20 protein-coding genes and 4 tRNA genes are annotated in these 18,874 nt (G+C 56.9%); 11 read left to right on the top strand and 13 right to left on the bottom strand.

The features are described 5' to 3' along the window. Positions 1 to 78: 78 nt before the first annotated feature. The 4 genes from csrA to AC0IXS_RS06350 all read left to right on the top strand — a co-directional run bounded on the left by csrA (position 79) and on the right by AC0IXS_RS06350 (position 770). Entirely contained in the window at positions 79 to 267 is a 189-nt protein-coding gene (csrA, locus tag AC0IXS_RS06365) for a carbon storage regulator CsrA (RefSeq protein WP_002554426.1), read from the top strand. Between the two features lie 62 nt (positions 268 to 329). After that, positions 330 to 420 (top strand) — tRNA-Ser (locus AC0IXS_RS06360). A 109-nt stretch (positions 421 to 529) separates the two neighbouring features. Next, a tRNA-Arg gene (locus AC0IXS_RS06355) sits at positions 530 to 606 on the top strand. A gap of 87 nt (positions 607 to 693) precedes the next feature. Then, positions 694 to 770, top strand: a tRNA-Arg gene (locus tag AC0IXS_RS06350). A gap of 43 nt (positions 771 to 813) precedes the next feature. On the opposite strand, the gene bamE is transcribed toward AC0IXS_RS06350, so the two are convergent. Next, the gene (bamE, locus tag AC0IXS_RS06345) at positions 814 to 1,308 is read right to left on the bottom strand and encodes an outer membrane protein assembly factor BamE domain-containing protein (protein ID WP_471824164.1); all 495 of its coding nucleotides are present in this window, start codon (positions 1,306 to 1,308) and stop codon (positions 814 to 816) included. A gap of 324 nt (positions 1,309 to 1,632) precedes the next feature. On the opposite strand from bamE, the gene mgtE reads away from it, so the two are divergent. Next, on the top strand, positions 1,633 to 3,075 hold the full coding sequence (gene mgtE / locus AC0IXS_RS06340) for a magnesium transporter (RefSeq protein ID WP_004884330.1): 1,443 nt from the start codon (positions 1,633 to 1,635) through the stop codon (positions 3,073 to 3,075). 148 nt (positions 3,076 to 3,223) lie between these two features. On the opposite strand, the gene AC0IXS_RS06335 is transcribed toward mgtE, so the two are convergent. The 3 genes from AC0IXS_RS06335 to AC0IXS_RS06325 all read right to left on the bottom strand — a co-directional run bounded on the left by AC0IXS_RS06335 (position 3,224) and on the right by AC0IXS_RS06325 (position 4,509). Continuing rightward, complete coding sequence (locus AC0IXS_RS06335) at positions 3,224 to 3,550, bottom strand: Arc family DNA-binding protein (RefSeq protein ID WP_004884331.1); 327 nt, start codon at positions 3,548 to 3,550, stop codon at positions 3,224 to 3,226. Positions 3,551 to 4,042: 492 nt separating this feature from the next. Continuing rightward, entirely contained in the window at positions 4,043 to 4,228 is a 186-nt protein-coding gene (locus AC0IXS_RS06330; RefSeq protein WP_029242304.1) for a PA3371 family protein, read from the bottom strand. A 38-nt stretch (positions 4,229 to 4,266) separates the two neighbouring features. Further along, positions 4,267 to 4,509, bottom strand: coding sequence for a hypothetical protein (locus AC0IXS_RS06325; RefSeq protein ID WP_025993737.1), 243 nt, complete (start codon positions 4,507 to 4,509; stop codon positions 4,267 to 4,269). A gap of 315 nt (positions 4,510 to 4,824) precedes the next feature. On the opposite strand from AC0IXS_RS06325, the gene AC0IXS_RS06320 reads away from it, so the two are divergent. Both AC0IXS_RS06320 and AC0IXS_RS06315 read left to right on the top strand, forming a co-directional pair. After that, positions 4,825 to 4,901, top strand: a tRNA-Arg gene (locus tag AC0IXS_RS06320). 109 nt (positions 4,902 to 5,010) lie between these two features. Next, on the top strand, positions 5,011 to 5,856 hold the full coding sequence (locus AC0IXS_RS06315; protein ID WP_471824161.1) for a DUF6602 domain-containing protein: 846 nt from the start codon (positions 5,011 to 5,013) through the stop codon (positions 5,854 to 5,856). Positions 5,857 to 5,892: 36 nt separating this feature from the next. Here the strand turns inward: AC0IXS_RS06315 and AC0IXS_RS06310 are convergent, their stop codons facing one another. Continuing rightward, positions 5,893 to 6,102 (bottom strand): transposase, encoded by a 210-nt coding sequence (locus tag AC0IXS_RS06310; protein ID WP_471826198.1) that lies wholly within the window; start codon positions 6,100 to 6,102, stop codon positions 5,893 to 5,895. Between the two features lie 341 nt (positions 6,103 to 6,443). Here AC0IXS_RS06310 and AC0IXS_RS06305 point away from each other — a divergent pair, with 341 nt between their 5' ends. Beyond that, positions 6,444 to 6,878 (top strand): DUF2846 domain-containing protein, encoded by a 435-nt coding sequence (locus AC0IXS_RS06305; RefSeq protein WP_122690118.1) that lies wholly within the window; start codon positions 6,444 to 6,446, stop codon positions 6,876 to 6,878. A 250-nt stretch (positions 6,879 to 7,128) separates the two neighbouring features. On the opposite strand, the gene ycaC is transcribed toward AC0IXS_RS06305, so the two are convergent. The 3 genes from ycaC to AC0IXS_RS06290 all read right to left on the bottom strand — a co-directional run bounded on the left by ycaC (position 7,129) and on the right by AC0IXS_RS06290 (position 9,135). Beyond that, on the bottom strand, positions 7,129 to 7,755 hold the full coding sequence (ycaC, locus tag AC0IXS_RS06300; protein ID WP_449122275.1) for an isochorismate family cysteine hydrolase YcaC: 627 nt from the start codon (positions 7,753 to 7,755) through the stop codon (positions 7,129 to 7,131). Between the two features lie 175 nt (positions 7,756 to 7,930). Continuing rightward, the gene (locus tag AC0IXS_RS06295; RefSeq protein WP_122421283.1) at positions 7,931 to 8,389 is read right to left on the bottom strand and encodes a thiol-disulfide oxidoreductase DCC family protein; all 459 of its coding nucleotides are present in this window, start codon (positions 8,387 to 8,389) and stop codon (positions 7,931 to 7,933) included. Between the two features lie 146 nt (positions 8,390 to 8,535). Beyond that, the gene (locus tag AC0IXS_RS06290) at positions 8,536 to 9,135 is read right to left on the bottom strand and encodes a TetR/AcrR family transcriptional regulator (protein WP_217666283.1); all 600 of its coding nucleotides are present in this window, start codon (positions 9,133 to 9,135) and stop codon (positions 8,536 to 8,538) included. A 121-nt stretch (positions 9,136 to 9,256) separates the two neighbouring features. Between AC0IXS_RS06290 and AC0IXS_RS06285 the strand changes: the two genes are divergently transcribed. Next, positions 9,257 to 10,141 (top strand): alpha/beta hydrolase, encoded by an 885-nt coding sequence (locus AC0IXS_RS06285; protein WP_449124089.1) that lies wholly within the window; start codon positions 9,257 to 9,259, stop codon positions 10,139 to 10,141. A gap of 57 nt (positions 10,142 to 10,198) precedes the next feature. Here AC0IXS_RS06285 and AC0IXS_RS06280 read toward each other — a convergent pair whose 3' ends face one another. Beyond that, positions 10,199 to 11,125, bottom strand: coding sequence for an alpha/beta hydrolase (locus tag AC0IXS_RS06280; protein ID WP_449121669.1), 927 nt, complete (start codon positions 11,123 to 11,125; stop codon positions 10,199 to 10,201). A gap of 418 nt (positions 11,126 to 11,543) precedes the next feature. On the opposite strand from AC0IXS_RS06280, the gene AC0IXS_RS06275 reads away from it, so the two are divergent. Further along, positions 11,544 to 12,464, top strand: coding sequence for a LysR family transcriptional regulator (locus AC0IXS_RS06275; protein WP_122667892.1), 921 nt, complete (start codon positions 11,544 to 11,546; stop codon positions 12,462 to 12,464). 101 nt (positions 12,465 to 12,565) lie between these two features. Here the strand turns inward: AC0IXS_RS06275 and AC0IXS_RS06270 are convergent, their stop codons facing one another. Then, positions 12,566 to 13,192: a TetR/AcrR family transcriptional regulator gene (locus AC0IXS_RS06270; RefSeq protein ID WP_122667891.1), complete on the bottom strand. Its 627-nt coding sequence runs from the start codon at positions 13,190 to 13,192 to the stop codon at positions 12,566 to 12,568. A 143-nt stretch (positions 13,193 to 13,335) separates the two neighbouring features. Here AC0IXS_RS06270 and AC0IXS_RS06265 point away from each other — a divergent pair, with 143 nt between their 5' ends. Then, complete coding sequence (locus AC0IXS_RS06265; protein ID WP_122667890.1) at positions 13,336 to 13,776, top strand: hotdog fold domain-containing protein; 441 nt, start codon at positions 13,336 to 13,338, stop codon at positions 13,774 to 13,776. A 52-nt stretch (positions 13,777 to 13,828) separates the two neighbouring features. Here the strand turns inward: AC0IXS_RS06265 and AC0IXS_RS06260 are convergent, their stop codons facing one another. From AC0IXS_RS06260 to AC0IXS_RS06250, 3 genes are all read right to left on the bottom strand, one after another. Beyond that, positions 13,829 to 15,682, bottom strand: a complete 1,854-nt coding sequence (locus AC0IXS_RS06260) for an ABC transporter ATP-binding protein (protein ID WP_057407862.1) — start codon at positions 15,680 to 15,682, stop codon at positions 13,829 to 13,831. Between the two features lie 452 nt (positions 15,683 to 16,134). Next, complete coding sequence (locus AC0IXS_RS06255) at positions 16,135 to 17,841, bottom strand: amidase (protein WP_191958003.1); 1,707 nt, start codon at positions 17,839 to 17,841, stop codon at positions 16,135 to 16,137. A 55-nt stretch (positions 17,842 to 17,896) separates the two neighbouring features. Beyond that, entirely contained in the window at positions 17,897 to 18,874 is a 978-nt protein-coding gene (locus AC0IXS_RS06250) for an endonuclease (protein WP_122460549.1), read from the bottom strand.

The raw sequence follows: 18,874 nt of genomic DNA, 5'->3' as shown, positions 1-18,874 counted from the left end.
TGCGGCCGTTACGGTTGCAGGCTGTGCCTACCGGTTGTGCAGACTGTTGTTCCTGAATGAATGCGTAAGGAGAAAGTTATGCTGATTCTGACTCGTCGGTGCGCAGAAAGCCTGATCATTGGTGATGGTGAAATCACTGTGACCGTGCTGGGCGTCAAGGGTAACCAGGTGCGTATTGGTGTCAATGCGCCCAAGGAAGTCGCGGTTCATCGTGAAGAGATTTACCTGCGGATCAAGAAAGAGAAGGACGAAGAACCAAGCCATTAATTTTTATTGAATTTTTGGTTTGCAAACGGGGAAAAGGGTGGTTATTATACGCCCCGTGTTGCGGAGAGCTGGCCGAGTGGCCGAAGGCGCTCCCCTGCTAAGGGAGTACACCTCAAAAGGGTGTCGGGGGTTCGAATCCCCCGTTCTCCGCCATTATTTATGTAGTGCGTTGGATTTGGCTTGATCTGTAAGTTGTTGAATTTACTAGAAAAAGTGCTTGACTAAACAATCTGACGACCTATAATGCGCGGCACCAACACATGCACTCGTAGCTCAGCTGGATAGAGTACTCGGCTACGAACCGAGCGGTCACAGGTTCGAATCCTGTCGAGTGCACCATTTAAGGTTGGCTTCAAAGTTGTAAGTTATTACAGCGTTGAAGTTGACTGGCTTCAACCAGAGGTGATCTGGTCTAAAAACACCAATGCACTCGTAGCTCAGCTGGATAGAGTACTCGGCTACGAACCGAGCGGTCACAGGTTCGAATCCTGTCGAGTGCACCAAACACCAAAAAGCCCGTATCGAAAGATACGGGCTTTTTGCTTTCTAGCGTTTTCCTTTTACGCATCCATTCTCATCGAATGTCACGGTGTTACTGCGACCTTTCTTCTGGTTGTACACGTAACGCAGTTCGCCATTGTTATGGGACACTTTATCCGGTCGCCCGAGCAGACTCTCGACGTCGCGTTGCGTCATGCCCGGTGGCGTGCGCTGGTTGATGATGGCTTGTCGACGCTGATCAGCGCTCAATCGATTGCCGCAGCCATCATCCCGCTGGCCGACCACCACGATTTCCCTGTTTGCGGATCGATCCCGCCGAGTCTCTTTGTCATCTGCGAATGGCAGCATCATGTCCTGCACGCTTCCAGGCGGTGCGTTGAAGGCGCGCTGTGAGCGGCTGGCATGCCCCTCGGGGCAGCCCAGTGTCGTGAACGTCACATTGCCGGAAGCGTCTTCGCAACGCTGCACGGTATTGGCCTGGGTGATCAGTGGCAGGCAGAGCAGGGTGCTCCACAATGAAAGATGGCGGGTGATACGCATGTTTCTATCCTTGATGACAGCGGTCGTGACAGCCTAATGGCGCTCTTGTGGTTGAGCGAACGTGTTTTGTTGGCTGAATGTGACGTCGAACCCCTGTCGATCTGCATAACGTTTGAGGTTTGCGTCGCAAGCACCTGTTTCGGGCTGAATTTCCCGCGTGCGCTTCGCTCAAAGCGGTGTATCATTGCGCCCGTCAGCCCCGCCGGGGCTTGTGGAATACCTCCATGGACTTACCCAGTAGTTACTCAATAGTTTGTTTCACCAATCATGAATTAACTGATTGATCTCCCCGGCGTGCTCCGCTGCTGGGAGTGGAGTTCGCCTATGACCGAAAGAGAAGTCAAAAAAACGCAGGAAAGCTTGCAGGATCGTCTTGCTCAAGTCATCGAGCTACTGCAGCGCCAGCGTATCGTTGAAGACCTGACTCACCGTCAGGAAGGTCAACATCAGGATCGGGTGGAAAACCTGGTTCACCGGCAGAACCTTGTCGAGCTGCAGCGCAAGCTCGACGACCTTCACTCTGCCGACGTCGCCTACATTCTCGAAGCACTTCCTCTGGAAGACCGTCTCTCCGTCTGGCAACTGGTCAAGGCCGAGCGCGACGGCGACATCCTTCTGGAAGTGTCGGATTCCGTTCGTGAAACCCTGATCGCCGACATGGACGATCACGAACTGCTCGCAGCCGCCCGTGACATGGACGCCGACGAACTCGCCGACCTTGCCCCCGAGCTGCCTCGTGACGTCGTCCATGAGCTCATGGAAGCCCTGGATTCGCAACAGCGTGAACGCGTCCGCTCTGCGTTGTCCTATGACGAGGATCAGGTTGGCGCACTGATGGACTTCGAAATGGTGACCATCCGTGAGGATGTCAGCCTGGAAGTCGTACTGCGCTATCTGCGCAGGCTCAAGGAGCTGCCCGGCCATACCGACAAGCTGTTCGTCGTGGATATCGACGGCGTGCTCAAGGGTGTTCTGCCGATCAAGCGTCTGCTGGTCAATGACCCGGAAAAGCAGGTTGGTGAAGTCATGGCCAACGATCCGGTCAGCTTTCATCCGGAAGACGACGCTTACGAGGCCGCGCAGGCGTTCGAGCGTTATGACCTGATCTCCACGCCTGTCGTCGACAAGAACGGCAAGCTGATCGGCCGTCTGACCATCGATGAAATGGTCGACCTGATTCGTGAGGAGAGCGAAAACGAAGTCCTCAACATGGCGGGTCTGCGCGAGGAAGAAGACATCTTCGCCTCTGTGTGGCGGTCGCTGCGTAACCGCTGGGCCTGGCTGGCGGTCAACCTGATCACGGCCTTTCTGGCGTCCCGCGTGATCGGGCTGTTCGAGGGCTCCATCGAGAAGCTGGTGGCACTGGCCGCCTTGATGCCTATCGTTGCCGGCATTGGCGGCAACTCCGGTAACCAGACCATCACCATGATCGTCCGCGCCATGGCGCTGGACCAGGTTAACGTCGGTAATACTTCGCGGCTGTTGCGCAAGGAACTCGCCGTCGGCCTTATCAATGGTCTGCTGTGGGGAGGGGTGATCGGCGTGGTGGCCTACATGCTGTACGGCAGTTGGTCGCTTGGCGTGGTGATGACGGCGGCGATGACGCTCAACCTGCTGCTGGCTGCGCTGATGGGTGTTTCCATTCCGATGGCGCTCGCAAAGCTGGGCCGGGATCCGGCCATGGGTGCCAGCGTCATGATTACGGCGATGACCGACAGTGGAGGGTTCTTCATCTTTCTCGGGCTTGCGACCATCTTCCTGCTTTAAACAGCGCCCAATAAAAAAAACCGCCTGAATGGCGGTTTCTTTTTTTGGGGGATGGCTTACATGTTGTAGTGAAATTTCCTACAGCAACTAAGGTTGTATCCCAAAACAAAAAAAGGCCAGCTTACGCTGGCCTTTTTTGTGCTAACTGTCACGACTCTTCTGAAGCAAGTTCCGTGTCGTGGGCAATCAGCGACACCAGAGCATTCTGCTGCCGGTGCGAAAGCTGGCGGAAGCGTTGCAGCAGCTCACGTTCGTGCAAAGACAGCTCAGGACTGTCCAGACGCATGCTTGGCTCATCACCAAGGGCGCCTTCCTGAATCAGGCTTTGTTCGAGGCGAGCAATGATTTCCGAGTTCATGCTGCGGTGATGATTCTTGGCTACCTCTTGCACGCGATTACGCATGCCGTCTGGTAGGCGAACAACGAACTTGTCAGCCGTGCGGCTGGAATAAGTAGCCTGTTTCATAGGGCTCATATATTTAACCGGTTAGTTCAGGGGAAGCGGTTCTAGCAAGTGGCCGCAAGATTGTGAGCTTCTGACAGTCATTTTGGCCAAATGTTCCACCGCATTATCGAAAGGGGCTGCATCATCCCCCATTCCGTCGAATCCTTGGCGTCAATTCTGTGACAAATATTGACTCAGATAAAGGCGATTAGCCAGCACCAATTATCAGAATTGCGAACGGATTTGTAAAAACAATCAAAACCGCTCAACCGATAGCAGAATCCCCGCCTGACTACTTTTTGCCGTGATGGCTATCTGTCTTCAGCGTAGAAGGTAAAGGCCGGGAATACGAGTGCATGCCGACAGACGTGATGTCTGGCAGACAGAGAGAGCAAAAGGAGAGAGGGGGCGGTGCTCGATACCGGAAGCGGCGTCCGGCAGAGCCGATGATCCGGTCAGAGAGCTCTGTGAGCCTTACCGACCAGCACAACCATCAGCAGGTTGCAGATGAAAGGCCAGCGCTTAGCGCAGGACCGGATCGAACTTGAAGCGACGTCCGACGACCAGTGCAACAACAAAAAGGCTCGCGAACACGCCAGCACCTATTTTTGCCGCGGTACTCAAGGCTTGAGCCTGAAGCGGAAGCAGAAGATCAACGGCAACCGCCATAAGTGCCAGGATCATGAAGGACAAAGCGGATTTCGACATGGCTACTCTCTCGTGAAGGTGGGCTATGTGTGACGGTTTCAGAAAACCCAGCGCTGGTCGGCGCGTGGAGCCTGCAGGTTTTCCTGAGCGTCATTGGTCAGCATAGCTGCACTGGCGCTTCTGTCAGTCATGACAGCCAGCTGAGGCGCCTGGCTCAGTTGATGATGAATCGGAGACTGCTGAACACTCATCTGATCGTTCTTGATGCCCGTGTCCTGAAAATGAAAAGCAATGAGGGCTACCAGAGCTGCTGCATTCAACGCTGAGAGAGTCATGTTCATTGTTCAGTACCTGTGCCCGGACATCATAAGGGAGGGGTGGTTCGCTGATACTGATAATGCAGTCTGCATGCCAACTGAAATTAAGAAAAAATACTTTTAAAAACAATGGCTTAATCACGAAAGAAAATGTTCACCTCTTGCGTTTTGCAATGATGGCTTTTTGGAGTAGTGCAAAATGCATGATTGCCCTGAGTAGGGCGTGTCCTGCGGATAGGGACTACGTCGCTGGCGGGCAATGACGACATGACAAAACCGCTTCAGATCGTTAAGATGCTCGCCGTCCTCGCTGGCACCAATCGGTGTGCTGGCATCAGTGTCTCAGTAGCTCAATTGGATAGAGCATCCCCCTCCTAAGGGGAAGGTTGCAGGTTCGAACCCCGCCTGGGACACCATATAATTCAAGGTCTGCAGCCCATTCTTTTTAAAAGCTTCGATGCTTGTGACATTGGGGTGGCAGCAGCAAGTCTTCTCAACCCCGCGCAGCTGATCGAGGGAATCTTCATGGATGATTCTTTTAATGTGTCTCTGTTCCTTGGTTATCTTGCTCAAGATCTAGTAGATATCTTCGCTCGGGCTGGCAACGCAACTACGCCCGGCTTGGTGGGTGGGGCCCGGGAGCATTCCGTTCGAATGAAGCTTCAAACGCTTCTGCCTGCGGCAGCTAGCGTGGCAACAGGCTGCGTTATCGATTCTTTTGGTGGTACTTCGAATCAAGCAGATGTGGTGATCCACGAAAGAGATAATTGTCCTGTTTTCTCTTTTGGCGGCTCGCCGGAAGCGACTTATATTCCGTGCGAAGGGGTGATTGCTGTTGGCGAAATCAAGAGCACGCTGGGAACCAAGGAGTTGCGAGATTCAGTCCTCAAAATTAGACGGGTCAAAACACTGCAGCGCGCATCGAAAGACGCGACGCGTTTTAGGCACTTCGGCAGCGCAATGGTTATGCAAGGTGCTGATTTTGAAGCCTTCGACCCAGAGCGGAACCGCTATGATCAGCCATTCTGCTTCGTTCTCTGTCAAGCATACGGGGTGAGTCGCGCAACCCTCGGTAAGAATTATGCTGTTATGTGCGCAGAGGCAGCCCCTCACCTTTCTCCAAATGTGGTCGTCTCGCTTACGGAGGGGATAATGCTCTTCGCTGACGCTAAAGGTGCATTGCTTCGCAGTGCCGTGGGAGCCAATCAAGTTGCGTTTTTCAACCATCCCGGAGGGGATTTTCAGTTTCTGTTAAATGAGCTGGTAGATGCTTGCCACCGAGGGCGCACGACTGCGGTATTGCCTTACTCAACTTACATCCTGGGCGAGCAACTGAACGCATTCGCCTACCCAGAATATGTTCAGATCTGAAGCTAAATACGCTCTGGAAACAACTGCGTTTTAATTTTAAGCACCGTGGTAGTCGAGCGCGACTGTCTGCTGATTTTGCTGATTTTGCTGATTTTGCTGATCGCGGTGGAGCGGTATCCACCGGCGCATGACATTGGCGTTGATACCGTGCCTCGTCGCAATGGCGGCTACGGAAACACCGGGCTGCTCACACTTTTGGACGACCTGGGTTTTGAAGGGGTTAGGATAGGACTTACGTTGGCGTATGGTGTTCTTGGCGTTAAGGGTAATTGCGCCCGCTTAAATTTCTGCGGACACAATTGTCCTTCTTGGTTGGGATCGGAAGGTGTGTTTGCCGGCAACGATCTGCGTACCTCGATGTCTTGATTGGTGGCCAATGATGCAATTCTCGTATTCCAGACCAAATCATCCAGTATTCCCGCAGGTCTGTGGCTAAGCCCTATCCATTGCAGATACCGCGCTCAAGTTCGGCATAAATCGCCGCAGCTACCTCGCTTTATTGGTAAGGATGGCAATCAGCGAACAACGAAGGTATAAAACTTCGTAGTGTGGCAATCAGCCAATGACTCCAGAGATAAGGAAATCAGATGAAAAAGGTTTTAGGCGCAATCGCTCTCGCTGGCGCACTTCACGGCTGCGCGTCCGTTCCCATGGGCGATCCAGCGGCCGACATTGAAATGAAGCGTTTCGGCACCGTACCGAATATGTCCCGCGTCTATATTTACCGGAACGAGACCATGGGCGCGGCCATCAAAATGACTGTGACGATGGACGGGCGTGTGATCGGAGCTACCGCAGCCAACACCTACCTTGTCACAGAGGTGCCAGCAGGCAGCCACACTATCGGCTCCGACGCTGAGAACCTGACGATGCTCAAGATCAACACCCAGGCAGGGAAAAACGTCTACGTGTGGCAAGAGGTGAAGATGGGGTTTGGCTACGCTCGCAGCCAGCTTCACCTTGTGCCTGAGGCTGAGGGTAAAGAGGGTGTGTTGGAGACCAAGCTAGCCGGAGCGCTCTAATTCACCGCCCGCCAAGCAGAGATGTGCTCAGTCCTGAGCACATTTTCCCCTATTAAGATTTGCAATAGGTTGGGGCTCAGAATGAATCCACTCCAGCATGACGTTTTGAAAGAGATATAAGAGTTTCTGGCCTTATCCGAACTTTGTAAGATTACCTTTAGTATCCCAGAAAAAAGCGGCTTGTCATAAGACCCCGATTTCACGAAAAAAGGCCCGCAAAACGGGCCTTTTAACATCACTTTCTGACCCCTCAGCGTGCAGTCAACGCCGAATAACTGTTCATCAAGTTCCGATAGTTCGGAATCCGCTGGGACAGCAGATTGCCCAAACCTTCGATATCGTTGCGCCAGTCGCGCTGCAGCTCACACGCCACCGAGAACCAGTTCATCATCTGGGCACCAGCCTGAGTCATGCGGTTCCAGGCGGCCTGCTGCACAGCTGTATTGAAGGTGCCGGAAGAGTCAGTCACCACGAACACGTCAAACCCTTCAGCCAGTGCCGACAAGGTCGGGAACGCTACACAGACATCCGTCACCACGCCGGCAATGATCAATTGCTTGCGGCCGGTGGCCTTGATCGCTTTGACGAAGTCTTCGTTGTCCCAGGCGTTGATCTGGCCGGGGCGGGCGATGTAGGGCGCTTCGGGGAACATCTCTTTGAGTTCCGGTACCAATGGGCCGTTCGGGCCTTGTTCGAAGCTGGTGGTCAGGATGGTCGGCAGTTCGAAGAACTTCGCCACGTCGGCCAACGCCAGAACGTTGTTCTTGAACTCGTTCGGCGTGAAGTCCTGCACCAGCGAAATCAAACCTGTCTGGTGATCGACCAGCAGAACTACGGCGTCGTCTTTGTTCAGGCGGTTGTAAGTGGCGTTGGTCATGGCGGAATCCTTTTTCGAAGTGGTGAGTGGCTGTCGTTTCAACGTGTGGCTAGATTAATGTCCATTTGAGCGTTGAAAAAGCGCTTGAAAAAGGTTTGTCTGTCAACTTGAAGGAGACAATTAAGGCGGGCGAAAGGACTGATTCCGAATTTGACCGATGACAGTTAGCGAGACACTAGTTTTTATCAGGCGGTCGCTGATCATGCGAAACACTGTCTGTTTCGGGAAGGGCACAGCTGTTGGTCCGGCATCGAGCGCTGCCATCAGGATGAGGCAGCCATGCCAACTGCGGACGCCAGCGGCAGAAGAGGCGATAGGCGACATTAAGCAGCGGTCTGAATGCTGGCCATGACAACGGTGCAGCCCAGGCACCAAGGCCTGCTGCTCGCCAGCTCCAGAGGGTTGCGTCCAAACCTGTGACCCACGTCCCGTCGTCAAACTTCGCGTGGAGTACCGATTCCATTTGTTCGAGCGTGTATCCCACAGCAACGGGATCAAAGGCTTCATCACTGATATCGACGAAGTGGAGGCGATCGGGTGCAGCGTGTGCACGCAAGAGTTTGATTTCTCGCGCGCAGAGCGGGCATTCGCCGTCAAAGTACAGGGTCAGAGGCCACTTTGTGTTCTCGTACATCGATGAGTGTCCCATAGCGGCTTAGGTGGCGTTCTCAGCTTCAGAACAGATTCAGGCAACTCGGTTCCGTCAGGACCCGTAAGCGCCAGGTCGCGCGCTGGCGCTGTGTTGCAATTCATAGCGGTTCGTTTTTAGGCATCCATGAATCACGGTGCAAGCAAAATCGAGGTCATCGGTTTGAATACGACTTCAGGCGGGATGTTGGACATCTCGTCCGGCTTTCTGTCTATCGCCAACGAGGCATAGCCATGAGCCGTGCTCCAGGCAAGGAGGGTACGTTGTTCAAGCAGCGCCGGGTCAGGCTCCGCACCGTTTTGCGCAATCCATGCCGTACGAATCGACTGTCGAAGCTGTTGAAGAGCGGCTTCGCCGGATTTCAGAAGTCGGGGCAGCGAGCGGGTTGCGCCATCGCCGCCCAACATCAGCCGGAAGTGGTGCGGGTAGGTGGTCGCAAACTTCACGTACCCGAGGCCGGCGCCCATCATGGGGTCTTTTACCTCGGTCTGAACGGCGCTGATGATTTCTATCAGGCGTTCATAGCCGTCGGCCGCCACTTCGGAAAGCAGGTTATCCATCGAGCCAAAATGGTGGGCGGGTGCCGAGTGGGAAACATTGGCTCGTCGTGCGCACTCACGCAGCGAAAGCCCCCGTACTCCGGATTCGCCGACGATGTCCCACGCCGCCTGACGTATGACGGCAGCCAGGTTTCCGTGATGGTAAGAGCGGGTCGTTTCTGATTTCGGCATATGACATTCCCCCCCGTTATTAAAATAAAAGTTATCCGGCATTCTCCTCCACCTATCTTGTCACTGACAAGATGCGCTGTTTTAATGCCGTCAGATCACCCGATCTGCACGAGGAGTTGCCGTGAAAAAGCTCAACAGAAAAATCCGTATGTTGACCCAGCTGTTTCTCCTGAGGATAGCCAGTCGGGTTTTGCCAGGCCCTACCGGAAGATACCTCGCCCGGCGATTCATCACGCCGCAGGCTGGTGAGCGCTCGAAGGCCGCATCAGCGGTAAGTGCATCATCAGGCGTACATACCAAGACACTGACGTTGGGCGGCACCGATATAACGACCTACCAATGGGGTGATCCTTCACGTGAGCCTTATGTGCTGCTCGCGCATGGCTGGTCAAGTTACGCGTTGCGTTTCGTCGAATGGATTCCGATGCTGCGTTCGATGGGCTATGCCGTGGTCAGCTTCGATCAACCTGCTCATGGAGCAAGCAGCGGGAAGATCAACCATTTGCCGCTGTTCGTCGAGATGATTCAGCAGGTGGGACGCCATTTCGGAAAACCGGCAGTCTTTATCGGACATTCCATGGGCGCCTCTTCTGTGATTTTTGCTCAGGATGAGGAGTGGTCTCCAGAGCGCTTCGTGCTCATCGCGCCTTTCGTGGCGATTTCAGAGAACGCCAGTCGGCAGTTTGAGACCGCGGGGATCTCGCCCAAAGCGTTCCCTTCATTTGAAGCGTACCTGTACTCGATGACAGGCCGCCGGTTCGCTGAGTATGAAGGCGCTTTGCGTTTGCCCTTGATGAAAGGCCCTGCGCTGATCATCCATGACCGGCAGGATCGCGAGACACCATGGGAGAAGGGCGCCCGGTTTGCAAAGCTATGGCCGGGCGCGCGTCTCTTCTCGACTGAAGGGCTGGGGCACAATCGCTTGCTCGACCATCCTTCCGTTATCAATGAGGTGATGAACTTCATCAAGCCGGAAAAATCATCAAAGGCCGGGTTGAGTGAGTAGCCGAGCGGACAGTGTCAGCGCTGCGGTAACCGAAAAGCCACCGCAGGTTGAACAGACTCAGCGACTGGCGTCAGCCAAACCCGTCTCGATAAAGCGCACAGAACTCTCCATCGCCTGCTGACCTTCCGGCAGCATGGCCGCGTAGAAATGCCAGGCGTGGAACATCGCAGGCCACACTTCCAGGTTCACACGAACGCGGTTGTCAGCCAAGTGAGTGGCAAGGCGCATTGCGTCGCTCAGCATCAGCTCGTTCTCGCCGATCTGCACAAGGATAGGTGGAAGTCCGGTGACGTCGGCGAAAACCGGCGAGGCCAGAGGGTGGTTGGCGAGCGTGTCGCCTAAAAACGTTCTGGCCAGTATGTCCAGCACTGACTTGGAGTTCAGCGGGTCCAGACCTTCCCGATTGCTCATGGAAGCGCCAGTGTGTTCTAGGTTAGCCCAAGGCGAGATGGAAGAACCCACCGCCGGTAACGGCAGCCCTTTGAATTTGGCCGCCACCATCACGCTGACCACCATCGCTCCGCCTGCCGACTCGCCTGAAAAGGCGATTCGGTTGGCCGGGATGTTGTGTTCAAGCAGCCACTCGTAGGCGCGCAGCGTGTCGTCGATGGATGCCGGGAATTTGTGCTCCGGCGCAAGGCGGTAGTCCGGCATGTACACGCGAGCGCCGAGCATTTTCGCGTAGTTGCCGCCGATGCCGTGGTAGCTGTCCGGACGCCCGACAATATAAGCGCCGCCGTGAATGTACATCACGACTGCGTCGGTTTTGATCTCGTCCGGGGTGACCAGTGTGCCTGGCACGCCGCCCATGTCGACCGCTTCGAACCTGACGCCTGCAGGCGCTGGATTCTGTGCGAGCATCTTTGCGTAGGCGTCGCGGATGTCGCTCATTTTCGTGGTTGTATCCAGTCCCTTCAGAACGGGGACCAGATCGCTCAGGCTGTTGGCCCAGGTGTGTACGGCGGCTTCGACTTTCGTATTCATGGTGATCTCAATGGGATAGTTAATTAGCTAATTGAGATACTATTCTTCTTATTCGGGAATAGGGTTCCCCATAAAGGGCGCAGCAGAGCCCGAGCCTGAACGCTCATCGTTATACACAAGTCCTCCTGGAGGAATACGATGATGATCGTTCCTACGCTCTGCGTGGGAATGCCTCCCAGGACGCTCCGCGTCCGCTCTGGAATGTGGCGCAGATGTGTGCCCAAGCTCCAGCGTTATCCACGTCATGCGCTCGGCTTACTGAATCCTCAGTCTGTGCCATTTGTGACGCGGAGCGTCACGGGAGGCATGCCCACGCGGAGCGATGGGCACGATCAGTGTCGAGGCAGACTTGTGTATAACGATGAGCGCGTGGGAGCGATCATCAACGGGCGATGAAAGTCTGGAGCATTGGACACGTATGGAAATTCATAACCTGAACGACATCGCCGCTTTCGTGAGTTCGGTGAACGCAGGTAGCTTCACCGCTGCGGCCAGGCAACTGGGGCTCACGCGTTCGGCAGTCGGCAAATCGATTGTCAGGCTGGAAGCTCGATTGCAGGTGCGTCTGCTCAACCGGACAACCCGCAGCCTGAGCCTGACGGACGACGGTCAGGTCCTCTACGAACGCTGTGTTGGCATCCTTCAGGATCTGGACGATGTCGAGGACGCACTGGCATTTCGTCGTTCGACCCCCAGCGGCCGATTGCGCATGAGCCTGCCGGTCGCCTTGGGCAGGCTCCACGTTCTCCCTCACATTGAACGCTGTCTGAAGGACTGGCCTTCGCTAAGCGTCGACGCGACGTTTTCCGACCGGCTGGTAGACCTGATTGACGAGGGGTTTGATCTGGCGATGCGGATCGGCCCGCCCAAGGAGGATTCCCGACTGCTGACGCGCACCGTTGCGTACCAGCAGATGATCACCTGCGCTTCACCGCACTACCTCGCCGACCATCCACAACCCCGGACGCCCGACGGTCTTTCCGAGCACGAATGCCTGCATTTCGTCAGCGGGGGAAGATTGCTGCCGTGGCATTTCCGGGTAGACGGTCAGACAATCGCTTTCACGCAAGGCGGACGGCTACAGATGGACAGCGCTGAAGCGCTGCATCAGTCCGCATTGGCAGGTTTGGGAATCACGACGCTTCCGTCGTATGTCGTGAGTCATGACCTGCGCAGCGGCAAGCTGGTTCGAGTGCTCGCAGATTACGCTGAGGCCGCAGAGCCCATCCGGATCATCTACCCCAGCAAGCGGCACCTTTCGCCCAAGATACGGTTGTTTATCGACCGGCTGGTGGAAGCGTGGTCGCCGTGTGCTCCGTGGGAAGAGAATCGGGGTTGATATCCTGACCAATGACATGCGTGGCCGCAGTCAAACCATGTTCAACCGTACTGGGCTGGTTCGGGTTGGATACCGGTGACAGCGCTTGTTTTTGTCGAATTCTAAACAATCTCAGGCGCGCCCACCCCCCGCCAAGCCGCCTCCGCCAACTCCCCCTTGTAAACCTCCGGCCCGCGCTTCACCCGCCCGGAAAGCCAAGCCCTGCAGTAACTCTCCGCCGCACCAATCACCAGTGACGGCATCAGTTCAAACGGCAAATCCAGCAATGCTTCCCGACGCCCCGGTTCGGCAAACCACTCTCTCAACTTCGCATTCCTCGCGCGGTTCGCTTCTTCAAGCTGCTCACTGAACCCGCCTTTCGCCACGGCAAAGCGTGCCTGGTACTGAAAGCGCGCCCAGTCCGGTTGGCTGACGACCCAGTCCACGTAGCTGTTGACCATGGCGTAAACCCATTCCCTGGTGGTGCTGATGTCGCTCAGGTAGTGGTCGCGAAGTCTGGCCTGGTCTTCGAGGGCGGCCATGTAGAGGGCGGCGACGAGGCCTTCCTTGTTTTCGAAATGGTGATAAATGGCGCCGACGCTCATTTCGCTTTCGGCGCGAATGGTGTCGATGGTGGTGGCTTCCACGCCGTGTTCGTTGAACAGGGCCAGGGCGCAGCGAAGGATGTGTTTCTTGGACTCGGAGCGACGGCCGGGGTAGCAGCGGTCAAGGAGGTCGGGAGGTTCCATTCTTCGGTCCAGGCAAAAGAGGGGATGGTAATGGATGTGGCGGTCTGACACGAGCGATTGACAGGAAGTCAGAATACAGAATAGTGTTCCGTAACAGAATAATATTCTGTAAACCTCATTACGATAAAAACCAGAGGCATCCCATGAGTCAGACTCTCAGCATGTACCAAAGCGTCGGCGCGTCAGCGTTCAGCAATATGGCCTGTCAGATGGCTCCGTATTTCAGCACCATCACGCCTGAAATCTCGGTTCTGGCGCCGGGCCGTGCCGAGGTCAATGTGCCGTTTCGCAAGGAGATCACCAACCATCTGGCATCGGTTCATGCCATTGCGCTGTGCAACGCGGCCGAGTTGGCGGGTGGAATGATGACCGAGGTCTCGATACCGGTAGGCGCTCGCTGGATTCCGAAAGGCATGACGGTCGAGTATCTGGCCAAGGCCAAGACGTCGATTCATGCGGTTGCAGATGGCAGCGAGATCGACTGGACGTCGTCGGGTGACAAGGTGGTGCCGGTCGATATATTCGACGAGGGCGGCGTTAAGGTGTTTACCGCACGCATCACAATGAATGTGAAGCTGGGCTGAGGCCCATCAGGCCGCATTCGCCCGCCGTTGCGGCGGGCGATTGGCTTTCAACCTAGTCCATCACCTCGGCCACACCCTGATCTTCTCCCAGAAAACCGCCGCTCTGGTGCTGCCACAACCGCGCGTAGGTGCCATTCCTTTCGAGCAGTTCGCTGTGGGTGCCTTGCTCGATGATGCGTCCGTTATCCATCACGATCAGCCGGTCCATGGCTGCAATGGTGGACAGGCGATGGGCAATGGCGATGACGGTCTTGCCTTGCATCATCTCATCAAGGCTTTCCTGAATCGCCACTTCGACTTCCGAATCCAGTGCGCTGGTCGCTTCGTCAAGCAGCAGGATCGGAGCATTCTTGAGCATCACCCGGGCAATCGCGATGCGCTGGCGCTGGCCGCCCGACAGCTTGATGCCGCGCTCACCCACCAGCGTGTCATAGCCGCTGTGGCCTTGCTTGTCGGTCAGCTGACTGATGAAGCCGTCAGCCTGAGCGTTGATCGCCGCCCTGTGGATATCTTCGTCGGTCGCATCCGGCCGGCCGTAAGCGATGTTGTCGCGAATCGAGCGGTGCAGCAACGACGTGTCCTGCGTGACCATCCCGATTGCGCTGCGCAGGCTGTCCTGGGTGACGTGCGCGATGTTCTGCCCGTCGATGCTAATCTCGCCGCTGTCCACGTCGTAGAAGCGCAGCAGCAGGTTGATGAGGGTGGATTTGCCCGCACCGGAGCGGCCCACCAGACCGATTTTCTCGCCCGGACGAATGCTCAGATTCAGGCCATCGAGCACCTGACGCTCGCCGTTGTAGTTGAAGCTGACGTTGTCGAACTTCACCGCGCCGCCAGAGGTGACCAGCACGCCTGCGTCTGGCGCATCCTGAACCTTGGGACCGCGGGTCAGGGTTTCCATACCGTCCTGGACCGTGCCGATGTTTTCGAACAGCGAGGTCATTTGCCACATGATCCAGTGCGACATGCCGTTGACGCGCAGCGCCATGGCGGTAATGGCCGCCACTGCACCTGTGCCGACTTCACCTTGGTGCCACAGATACAGGGCATAGCCGCCAGCGGCCATGATCAATGCGACGACCAGGGCCTGATTGACGATCTCGAACTGGCTGACCAGACGCATCTGGCGAAAGCCGGTTTGCTTGAAATCTTCCATCGCGGCGCGTGCGAAGTGCGCTTCACGTTTGGAGTGGGAGAACAGTTTCACTGTCGTGATGTTGGTGTAGGCGTCCGAGACACGTCCGGTCATCGATGAGCGTGCGTTGGCCTGTTCCTGGCCGACCTTTCCCAGACGAGGCACGAAATACATCATGGCCAGCCCGAACAGTGCAATCCACGCGAGAAAAGGCAGCATCAGTTTCAGGTCGAAGCCGCCCGCCAGCGCGATGATCGCAATGAAATACACGCCGATACCGGGCGCGATCTCGATAAGGGTGAACAGCACTTCGCGAACGGAGAGCGCTGTCTGCATCACCTTGGTCGTGACACGGCCGGAGAACTCGTCGGAAAAGAACGAAAGGCTTTGCCGCAGCATCAATCGGTGGAAATCCCAGCGCAGCCGCAGCGGCAGGTTGATCGCCAGTACCTGATGCTGAACCATGGTTCTCAACGCCACCAGCCCGATGCTGACCACCAGAATGATACCGATGCCCCACAGTACTTGGCTTTCCTGTCCGCTGACCTCACCGCCCGCCTTCCACGTCGAGAGCAGATCCACGACCTGCCCGAGAAAGGAAAACAGCCAGGCTTCGTAAATCGACACACTGGCGCCCAGCAATGCCAGAGCAAGGATGTAACCGCGGGCACCCCGTGTGCAGGCCCATAGAAATTTCACCAGGCCTTCAGGCGGTGGTGGTGTTTCGTCGGGCGGGAAAGGGTCAAGCCGTTTTTCAAATGCCTGAAGCATCAGCAGTCTCCATGGGAATCAGTTAAAGCGATCCTGTCGTTGCGCTGTACGTTGAGCTTGGGCCAAGGCACCGCACTCAATAATCAAAGTGGAGCTATGCGTAAAGTCAGTCAGTAGCAGACCTGCTGCAGGAGCAGGGGTTGCACTTGCAAGCATCGGATTGTGGAGGAGGGCAAGCTGCCTCTTCTCAAAGCTCTGTAATTTACTGAAATGCACGCACGCCTGCTTCTGCCCGAAGGGCGTGGGAGCTCTCGGAGGTTACGACGGCAGCGATGGGCTGCGCAGCGGCCCAGGTTGCATCTGACGCACCGCGTAGGCAGGTATTGCTGCCGGCTCCCGGCAGATCGCCGGCAAGCCGCCTCCCACAGTCCGGTGTTTACTGCGCGACAGCGTTCAGTCAGACACTTTTGCTCGCCCGCACATGCGGCGGGCGAACAATCCTTACGACTGCGTCAGTGACCCAGCGCTGGCGTGCGGAGCGGGATCACGCGTTTGCTGCCCATCGATTCAAAGGCCGAGGCAAAACGCAGCAGGTTGGAATCGTCATACGCACGACCGGCGAAGGTCAGCCCGACAGGCATGCCGATATCGGCCATCAGACCCATCGGCACGGTAACGGTCGGGACGCCCAGATGGCGAATGGCGAGGTTGCCGTTGGCGACCCAGACGCCGTTGCTCCAGGCGATGTCGGCGGATTGGATGTTGACGTCCGCATCGGCGGGTCCGACGTCGGCCACTGTCGGGAACAGCACGGCATCGAGCCCGAGTTTTTCCATCCAGTCTTCAAGGTCGATACGGCGCGTCTTTTCCAGTCCGCGCAGGCCGTCCGGCAGCGTCGGGATTTCATTCCAGGGCGTGATGCCGCGTTCTGCCATGCGCACGTATTCATCCATGCCCGCCGCCAGATCGTCCTCACGATTGGGCAGGGTGCCAGGGTCGTGCGGGAAGATTTTCGGCCCGTCGACATCGGCCAGACGGTTCAACGCCGGGTCGCCGTTGGCGCGCAGGAAGTCATCGAATGCCCAGCCGGAAAGATCCCACAGCTCGTGGTGCAGAAACTCTTTCGAGACCAGCCCTCGGGTGAACACCGTTGGTGCGCCTGGACGATCACCTTCGCAGTTGGAAACCAGCGGGAAGTCGACGTCGATCACTTCGGCGCCTGCAGCAACCAAGGCCTGGCGTGCCTCTTCCCAGAGGTCGATCACCGAAGGCCGGGTGATGATGCGCTGGCCGGTCGGGCCACCGATACCGGGTTTTTCAGCGGTGCCTGCATCAGGGTCGGCATTGATGTACATGCGCGGCACCCCGAAGCGCTTGCCAGCCAGGCTTTCTGCGCCAGCACTCAACTCGGTGTAGGCGGCAGGGCGTACCGAGGCGACGGACGGAATCGGCACCCAGGGCTGAAGGCGCCACAGATCGCCGCGTGTTTCCGGGTCTTCGGCGACGATGACATCCAGCACTTCCAGCAGGTCGGCCATGGTTCTGGCGTAGGGCACGACCACGTCCATGGTCGGCGTCAGCGGCCAGTTGCCGCGCACCGATATCACGCCGCGCGAAGGGGTATAGGCGCACAGGCCGTTGTTGGAGGCCGGGCCGCGTCCGCTCGACCAGGTTTCCTCGGCCATGCCGAACGCCGCGAAGCTGGCGGCGGTGGCGGTGCCTGCGCCGTTGGACGAGCCGGAAGCAAAGGGCGCGGTCAGGTAGTTCGCGTTGTAGGGGCTTTCGGCGCGTCCGTACACGCCGCGCTGCATGCCGCCATTGGCCATCGGCGGCATGTTGGTTTTGCCCAGACAGATGGCACCGGCAGCACGCAGACGGCCGATGGTGAAGGCGTCTTTCTGGGCGACCAGATCGACAAACGCCGGGCTGCCCGATGCAGCCGTCAGGCCCTTGACCAGATAACTGTCCTTGGCGGTGTAGGGGATACCGTCGAGGGGGCTCAGCGTTTCGCCTTTCGCCCGACGCGCGTCAGACGCTTGCGCCTCGGCAAGCGCCTCAGGGTTAGGCACCACCAGAGCGTTCAGTGCCGTGGCAGTGTTCGGTCCGTCATAGGCGTCGATGCGTGCAAGGTACGCCTGAACCAGCTCGACGGCAGTGGTCTGGCCGGATTCAAGCGCCGCGCGCAGCTCGGCAATGGAGACTTCTGTGACTTCGATCATGGGATTCTCACCGACGGCTGATAGGGAACGGCACAGGCGCTAGCATCGTGTGCACTCAGGTGCAGTTGCCTGCTTTGCGATAGCCCGCCGCCCTGGCTTTGGATTCAGAGTCGAAGGATATCCGATTTTTCGACGAGACTTTATCGTAGCTCGGGCAGCCCTGCGGCAGGTGATAGATGTGGCTGTTGAGGTTGCCGATGATCACGCCTGCCGAGGATGCGCGAGGTGCAGGCTTTTTCGCGTCAGGCTGCGTTGTGGCCTGGGCGGTTTTCTGCGGGATGGCGCTGACCACGCCGTCGCCGACCGGTTTGTAGCCTTGTGTCCAGGTACGGGCACGGCTGACGAACGGGTTGGCATGGCCCATGACAGTCGCGATGCGACGATCACGTTCCTTTTCCCACGCCGTCACCGGGTATTGCTTGTCCCAGGCCATCAACACCTGTTGCTGCTGACGCGACATGTTCAGGTTGTACCGATCGAACATGTAAAAAGTGGTGCGGGCAACCATGCCTTTCACTTCGTCACGCGGTTCGGCAACGTTCTGCTGGAAATCGACTTTGGTCTTGCACTGTCCATATTGCGGCGCCACGCCTGAGGCCATGCCGTAGTTGTAATTGTTGCGGTCGCCATTCACTTCGCCCACTGCCGGGTAAAGGTTGAACAGGTCGGCTTCCATGGCCTTGAACACCGGGTCATCGTTTTCGCAAAATTCGCGCCCGCCTTTCTGCCAGCACTGACGCTGATGGCCGAAGGTCCAGGCCGGAACGATGTGCTCCCACTCGGTACGCTCTGCGCGGTTCTCCTGTTTGCGGGCCTGCAGGCCACAGGAGCCGGCATCGATGCGGCCACCTGACTTTCCGACCCAGGTCCATTTGCAGCCGCAATAAAGATCGCCCTGAGCACTGCTGGCCTGATCGAGATAGATCTTTTGTTTGGCAACCACCTTGGCCTCGGAGAAGGTCGAAGGCGGCTCTGCGAAAGCGGGGTTGATAGCGAGGAACGACAGCGTCAATACGTAAAACAGAAATTTCAT

The sequence above is a fragment of the Pseudomonas sp. AC016 genome (genome assembly GCF_979253365.1).
This window is presented reverse-complemented; position numbering and strand designations above follow the sequence as displayed.